General features: G+C 64.7%; 5 protein-coding genes. 2 read left to right on the forward strand and 3 right to left on the reverse strand.

The genetic code is table 11. The features are described from left to right. The first annotated feature begins 125 nt into the window (after positions 1-125). Positions 126-1799, forward strand: coding sequence for a nucleoside kinase (locus K8I61_02280; GenBank protein MBZ0270836.1), 1674 nt, complete (start codon positions 126-128; stop codon positions 1797-1799). A gap of 229 nt (positions 1800-2028) precedes the next feature. On the opposite strand, the gene K8I61_02285 is transcribed toward K8I61_02280, so the two are convergent. From K8I61_02285 to K8I61_02295, 3 genes are all read right to left on the reverse strand, one after another. Further along, positions 2029-2697: a hypothetical protein gene (locus K8I61_02285; GenBank protein ID MBZ0270837.1), complete on the reverse strand. Its 669-nt coding sequence runs from the start codon at positions 2695-2697 to the stop codon at positions 2029-2031. Positions 2698-2840: 143 nt separating this feature from the next. Further along, entirely contained in the window at positions 2841-4124 is a 1284-nt protein-coding gene (locus K8I61_02290; GenBank protein MBZ0270838.1) for a hypothetical protein, read from the reverse strand. Beyond that, positions 4121-5392: a hypothetical protein gene (locus tag K8I61_02295; GenBank protein MBZ0270839.1), complete on the reverse strand. Its 1272-nt coding sequence runs from the start codon at positions 5390-5392 to the stop codon at positions 4121-4123. Before K8I61_02295 ends, K8I61_02290 begins: the two co-directional genes overlap by 4 nt. 129 nt (positions 5393-5521) lie before the next feature. Between K8I61_02295 and K8I61_02300 the strand changes: the two genes are divergently transcribed. Then, the gene (locus K8I61_02300; GenBank protein ID MBZ0270840.1) at positions 5522-6277 is read left to right on the forward strand and encodes a hypothetical protein; all 756 of its coding nucleotides are present in this window, start codon (positions 5522-5524) and stop codon (positions 6275-6277) included. Positions 6278-6482 lie beyond the last annotated feature (205 nt).

A 6482-nucleotide genomic window follows, 5' to 3' on the forward strand; every position in this document is an offset into this window, starting at 1 on the left:
AACGCAAGGCCGGGCCGTCGTTTATCCGCCGCGCGTTTTCGCAGCGAACGCCCTCGTGCTACGCTTCGAGATTCCCCCGCACGGATCGCGGGAACTGGAGGCGTATGAGTCAGGAAATCCGAGACGTGAGCGCGATCGCCGAGGCGCGCCTTTTCGACGTGACGCTCAACGGCGTGCGTTTCAAGGCCAGGCGCGGCGACCGGATCGAGAACTATCTGCACATGGCGCCGCATCCGGGCAAGCTTGCGCCCCTTGGCGCGATCATGAACAACCGCCTGGAGAGCCTCGCGCGGACCATCAGCGGCAACGCCACCGCGCGCACCGTCGATTACGGCACGAAGGAAGGCGCGTTCATCTACCGCCGCACGTGCTGCCTGATCCTCTATGCGGCGGTGCGCCGCCTGTGGCCCGAGGCGGAGGTCCACACGGGACAGAGCATCCACCACGGGTATTTTTTCGAGCTTTCGGGCAAGAAGGCGACGCCCGCCATCGTCCGGAAGATCGGCGCGGAGATGGAGCGCATCGTCGCCGACAACGTGCGCATCGAGACGCGGCCCGTGTACGCCGACGAGGCCGTCGAGATCCTTACGGCGATGGGGCACATGGAGAAGGTCCGGTACGTGACGCAGATGCCGCGCTCGCGCCTGTCCATCGTGGAGCTGCTCGGATTTTTCGATCTTCTGCGGGGGCCGATCGCAACGGCGACGGGCTCGATCCGTGGCTTTTCCGTCGAGCCGTTCCGCCACGGATTCATCGTTCGTTTCCCGCTGCGCAACGGAAAGCCCGCGCCGCCGCCGGAACGCGAGCAGGCCAAACTGTTCGACACCATGGTCCAGACGCGGCGCGAGGACGAGATCCTCGGCGTGTCGAACGTGCCGCAGCTCATCGATGCGTGCGTTTCCGGCCAGATCAACCAGGTCATCGAGGGCGCGGAGGCGTTATTCAAGAAACGCATCGTCGAGGCGTCCGCGCTGATCGAAAAGGAGCGCAAGCGCGTTCGCGTCATCCTCATCGCCGGCCCGAGCAGTTCGGGCAAGACGACGTTCTCGCGGCGCCTGGCGACGTATCTGCGCATCCTCGGCATTCGCCCGGTGACGCTGTCGATGGACAACTACTACGTCAACCGCGAGCTGACGCCCAAGCACCCGGACGGCTCGTACGACTTCGAGCACATCGAGGCGCTCGACATCCCGCTCTTCAACGAGCACTTAAAGCGCCTCATCGACGGGCAGGACGTCGAAAGCCCGATCTTCGATTTTCTGTCGGGACAACGCGTCGGCACGCGGACGATTCCGTTGCGCCTGGAATCCGACCAGGTGCTCATCATGGAGGGCATCCACGCGCTGAACGACCGCCTGCACGAGCTGGTGCCGGCGGAACGCAAGTACAAGGTTTTCGTCTCCGCGCTGACGCAACTCATGATCGATCAGCACAACCGCGTGTTCACGTCCGACACGCGCCTGGTGCGCCGCATCGTGCGCGACCGGCTGTATCGCGGCTATTCCGCGGCGCAGACGATCCACACGTGGGCGTCGGTGCGCGCGGGCGAGGAGCGGTATATCTTCCCGTTCCAGGAGGACGCGGATCTGATGTTCAACACCGCGCTCGTTTACGAGCACGCGGTGCTGACAACGTACGCCAAGCGTTTCCTGCTCGAGGTGCCGCAGGACGATCCGGCGTGGGTGGAGGCGCACCGTCTTTATGAGTTCCTCGACCTTTTCCTGTCGATCTTCCCGGAGGAAGTGCCGCGCGATTCGGTGCTGAGGGAGTTTATCGGCGGACAGCCAAGCCAGTATTAATGAGGAATTGCGAATTGCGAATTGGGAATGCCGTCGCGAGTAACCGCTTCCAAAAAGAGGAGGATAAGGGGCGATGCGTAATATTGAGCGGGAACAACGACTCACGGTCTTGATGCGCGAGGCGTCGGCGATTTTCAACTCATCGTCACGTCACAAAAAACCGCGAACTCCCGATTATGCCCGTTGCGATGGCATTCCCAATTCGCAATTCCCAATTCCCCATTCGTAATCACTCGACAATAAGGTAGACGTTCTTCCACAAATCTTCCCACCTCACCCCATCCGGCCGGTCGCGCGGATCGGGGAAGTGGCCGGTGACGTCCGCGGCGGTTCCGTCCCACGCGTTGACGAGCGGGTAGCTCACCGTCATGCCGAGGCCGTAGCCCTTGTAGACGATCTCCACGCCCGCCTCCGGCACAAGCATGCCGAAGCGCCCGGTGTCAAACGCGCTCGCCGTCATGTCCGCGGGAAGGGCCACGGTCCCGCCCGCGCCGGTCATGCGCATGACCGGACGGACGACGCCGCCGAACAGGCCGTGATAGCGCCAGGTGACGGAGGTGTATCCGACGTCCGTTCCGAACGGCGCGCCGAACGGCGAGGCAAACGGCGTGCGTGTGGAGAATGCTCCGTACGATCCGCCGTCGAGAACGACATCGAACGGGCCGCGCCGATAGAGCGTTTCGCGCCGCATTTTGAAAAGCGCGCCGCTATCGGTGCTGAACGTGTCGAAGTTTCCGGGCGCGGTGATGTAGAGATCGTCGACGTTGGTGCGTGGGGCGAGCGTCAATGCGTTGCCGGACTCGGCGGGCCCGGTGGCGCCATCTTTCGCGGCCGCGCTCATGGCGATCGCGAGGACGGCGGCCAGCACGCAGGTGATCAGAACGTTCACCCGGGCCACGCGCGCCTCCCTCTTCGCGTTGCTACGTTTCGCGCCTTGCCTTGTGTTGCCGACCGGCATCATGACGCTCACCCCGATTCGATCGTACCACCATCCGCGCACGCCGGATCGAAAATCTTGCGGGACTTGACGCGCGTCAAGCGTCATGGCGCCTCGAACATCTCCGGCGCGAGGAACACGCTGGGGTCAAACCCGGTATACGCCAGGCCGAACATCTTCATATAAACGTGGATCGCCATGTCGAGCGGCAGCACGAAGATCGGCCAGCCGAGCACGATCGCGATGAACGTGAACAGCCACGCCAGGGAGCGCCCGCCGCGTCCTTCGGGAAGCGGAATTCGGTCGCGGCCGCCGGTGCGCCACCAGCGGAAGAGGGTCAAAAGCGCGGCGTGATACGCGCCGAACAGCGCGTAGTGCAGCCCGAATCCGTGCCACACGCCGACGAGCACCATCGCCGCGAACGTGTTGACGGTCGCGCGGCGCGGCCCCTTTCGGTTGCCGCCCATCGGGATGTACACGTAGTCCTGCACCCAGCCCGTCAGCGACATGTGCCAGCGCCGCCAGAACGCGGCGATGTTCGTCGCGAGAATCGGCCAGGCGAAATTCTCGCGGATGCGATAACCGAACACGAGCGCAAGCCCGATGGCGATGTCGCTGTAGCCCGCGAAGTTGAAGTAGATGTGGAAGTAATACGCGATCGTCGAGATCCACATCTGGTCGACGCTCGTCTGGATCAGGATCAATGGCCCGTCCGGCGAGGTAAGCGAGGTCAGCGGCTTGGCGATCCGTCCGAAAAACTCGCCGATCATGAGCGCCTTCACCGCGCCGGACGCGATGCGCATCAGTCCCTCGGCGAGGTTGGGCGAGGTCATCGGCGGCGCGGTGTCCTGTTCGTCGAACGGCCGCGGCCGCTCGATCGGGCCGGAGATCAGTGTCGGCCAGAAGGCGGCATAGTGCAGAAGCCTCGCGAACGGGAGCGGCGTCATCCGCCCCGCGCGCACCTCGAAGACGTAGGCGAGCACGCGGAACGTCAGGTAGCTGATGCCAAGCGGTGCGAGAAAGCGGATGTCCACGTGCGGGAACATCGCATCGGCCAGGCGCACGAACGTCGGCGGCAGGATCGCCATGATCGCCTTGAAGAAAACAAGCGGCGCGACGATCGCGAGGATCGCGTTGCGCAACAGCGTGCGCGTTTCGCCGGGCGGGCGGCCGGAGAGGCGCCTGGCGAAATGTTGCCCCGCCGCGACGACGAAAAACGTGACGAGCGCGAACGCGAAGCCGATCGGCAGGATCGGCCCCTGCGAGAAGATCGCGAAGATCGAGACGAATAGCAGGATCTTCGGCCGAAAGCGCGCGGGCACAAGAAAACGCAGCGCGAGATAAAGGACGATGCCCCAGAAAATGACGACAAGGCTCGTCAGCTTCATGGCGTCTTGCGCTCCGCCAGAAGCTCGGCGATGGGCGGCGCGAGCGCCTCGGCAAGCATCGCGTGTCCGCGCCGCGTCAGGTGATCCAGGTCCGTGAAATGCGCGGGCGGAATCGCGTGCGACAGATCGACGACGCGCGCGCCCTCATCCTTCGCGGCGCGCGCGACGACCTCGCGGAAGTTGTCGAAACTCTGCCACGTGAAGTAGCGCTGCTCGTCGTTCAACGCGCGATTGATCGGAGTGAGATAGACAAGGATCGGCACGCCCGCGTCGTGCACCTGGGCGATCGTCCGCCGCAAAAGGCGCAGGTACACGTTGTAGCGGTTCAGGTGCACCTGTTCGTAGATCTCCCGCTCGCGCTCGTGGTGAAACTCGATCATCTCCTTCCAGATGTTCGTGCGGTCGCGGCGCGCGGGATCCAGGTTGCGCAGCACATTGCGGCCCACGTCGCCCTCTAGGTTCACGCCGATGCGCCGCGCCCACGCGTCCTGGAGCTGGTCAAACGGCGAGTCCATCGAGCCGGTGACGGAATTCCAGAAAACGCTGCGCAGGCGGTAGAGCGCCCAGACGTTTTCGAGGTTGCCGCGCAGGCGGATGCGCAGCCATTCGGTCGCGTCGATCTCGTAGTCCTTGCGCAAATCGCCGAGACTCGGATCCCCGCGCACGTGGAACGCCAATTCCCGGTAACGCAACGGATTGCCGACCGCGATGTGCGACGAAAAGAGTTTGTAGTGCGTTGACAGGACGATCGCATCCGCGCCGGATTTCAGCGCCGCGCGGGCGATGGCGTATTGATCGCCGAAGTTCGCGCCCATCGTCGCGGTGTTGAAGGTGTGCGCCTGGATGCCCTGTTCGCGAAGCATCGCCTCGACGAGCACCGGCGCGGTTTCCTCGGGCGTCGTGTTCGTCACGCCCTGCAACACGGACGCGCCCAGAAACGCGACGGACGGATCGACGCGTTTCATGCGCGCGAGCATGTAGGAAAGCGCGTTGGTCGATTGATATTCGTTGCGAAGCGCAAGGCCGGGTCGGCTTTCGAGCGAGAGCATCGCACGGTCGAGCACAAGCAGCAGCACCGCGGCGACAAGGAGTGCCACCCACGGCCGGACCATCCGCGCCTGACGCAATAGCCACGAGTCCGGCCCCGGCGCCGCCTGCCCCGCCGCGCCCGGCGCGCCGGGATCGATCGCCGTCGCCGCGCCTTCGCCGGAGGCGATGTTCATGCCGGCTGCGTCCGGGCGGCCGTTGTCGTCGCTTGATTCGGGCATCGCGATATCTCTTGAGGAAACGCGCGTTAACTTGGCGCGCCGCGCGGTTTTTGGCAACGCGAGGCTGGGAGCCTTGCCCCCAACCGCGCCCCGCGCTTACGATTCGCCGAACCTTTGGGAGATACCAATATGCGTTCTGTCTATTCGATTCTGATGCTCGCGGCGGTGGCCGCGATTTGCCTGTCCGCGGCGCCGGCGTTTGCCGCGACCATCGCGACCGAAGAATTCACGAGCGGCATCCCGGCGGACTGGGTCGCCGCGGACGCCCTTGCCGGCGGCGTGATCTGGCGCGACGACGATCCCCGCTCCCGCGCGGGCACGGCCGGCTGGGCGCAGATCGCCGGCGGTTTTGTCATCGCCGACGCGGGCTTTTTCTTAGACGTTATCGCCAACGGCACCGGCGACACGACGCTGACCACGGCCGCCGTCGATTGCACGAACTTCGGCGAGGTGCAGCTTGTGTTCGCAAGTTCGTTCCTGTCCAAGGACGCGGCGGACGCGGCCGAGGTGCTCGTCGGCAACGAGACCGACGGCTTCACCGCGCTCACCCCGACGATCAACGACGACGGCACGGAGCAGGTCGTCATTGCGCCGCTCGGCGACTGGGCCGACACGAACCCCGACGTGCAGGTGCGTTTCCACTACACGAGCGGCTTTGTCAGCGACGGCTACTGGGCGATCGACGCGGTGCGTTTCACGGGCATCGACGTGACGGGCGACGACGACACTGCGGACGACGATGACGCGGCGGACGACGACATGGGCGGCGACGACGACGCGGCGGACGATGACGACGATGATGACGATGACGATGATGACGACGACGACGCGGCCACGGGCGATGACGACGACGATGACGATGACGGGGGTTGCTGCGGCGGCTGAGGGGACTTTACGCGATCATTCCGAGGCTTCGGCGATGAAAATCATCCCGGCGTGTCTTGCGGCCTTGACGGTGTTGACCGCTTTCTTCGCGGCCGGCGCTTGCGGCGGCGGTGACGATGATTCGTCTGCCGCCGGCGACGATGCCGACGACGACATCGATGACGATAGCTCCGCCGCCGACGACGATGACGACGAAGATGACGAT

Source organism: bacterium (assembly GCA_019912885.1).
Classification (GTDB): Bacteria; Lernaellota; Lernaellaia; order JACKCT01; family JACKCT01; genus JAIOHV01.

What these genes read in the sequence shown, in the direction of transcription:
- K8I61_02300 (MBZ0270840.1), top strand. Translation starts at nt 5,522, where the DNA reads ATGCGTTCTGTCTATTCGATTCTGATGCTCGCGGCGGTGGCCGCGATT.
- K8I61_02295 (MBZ0270839.1), bottom strand. Translation starts at nt 5,392, where the DNA reads ATGCCCGAATCAAGCGACGACAACGGCCGCCCGGACGCAGCCGGCATG.
- K8I61_02290 (MBZ0270838.1), bottom strand. Translation starts at nt 4,124, where the DNA reads ATGAAGCTGACGAGCCTTGTCGTCATTTTCTGGGGCATCGTCCTTTAT.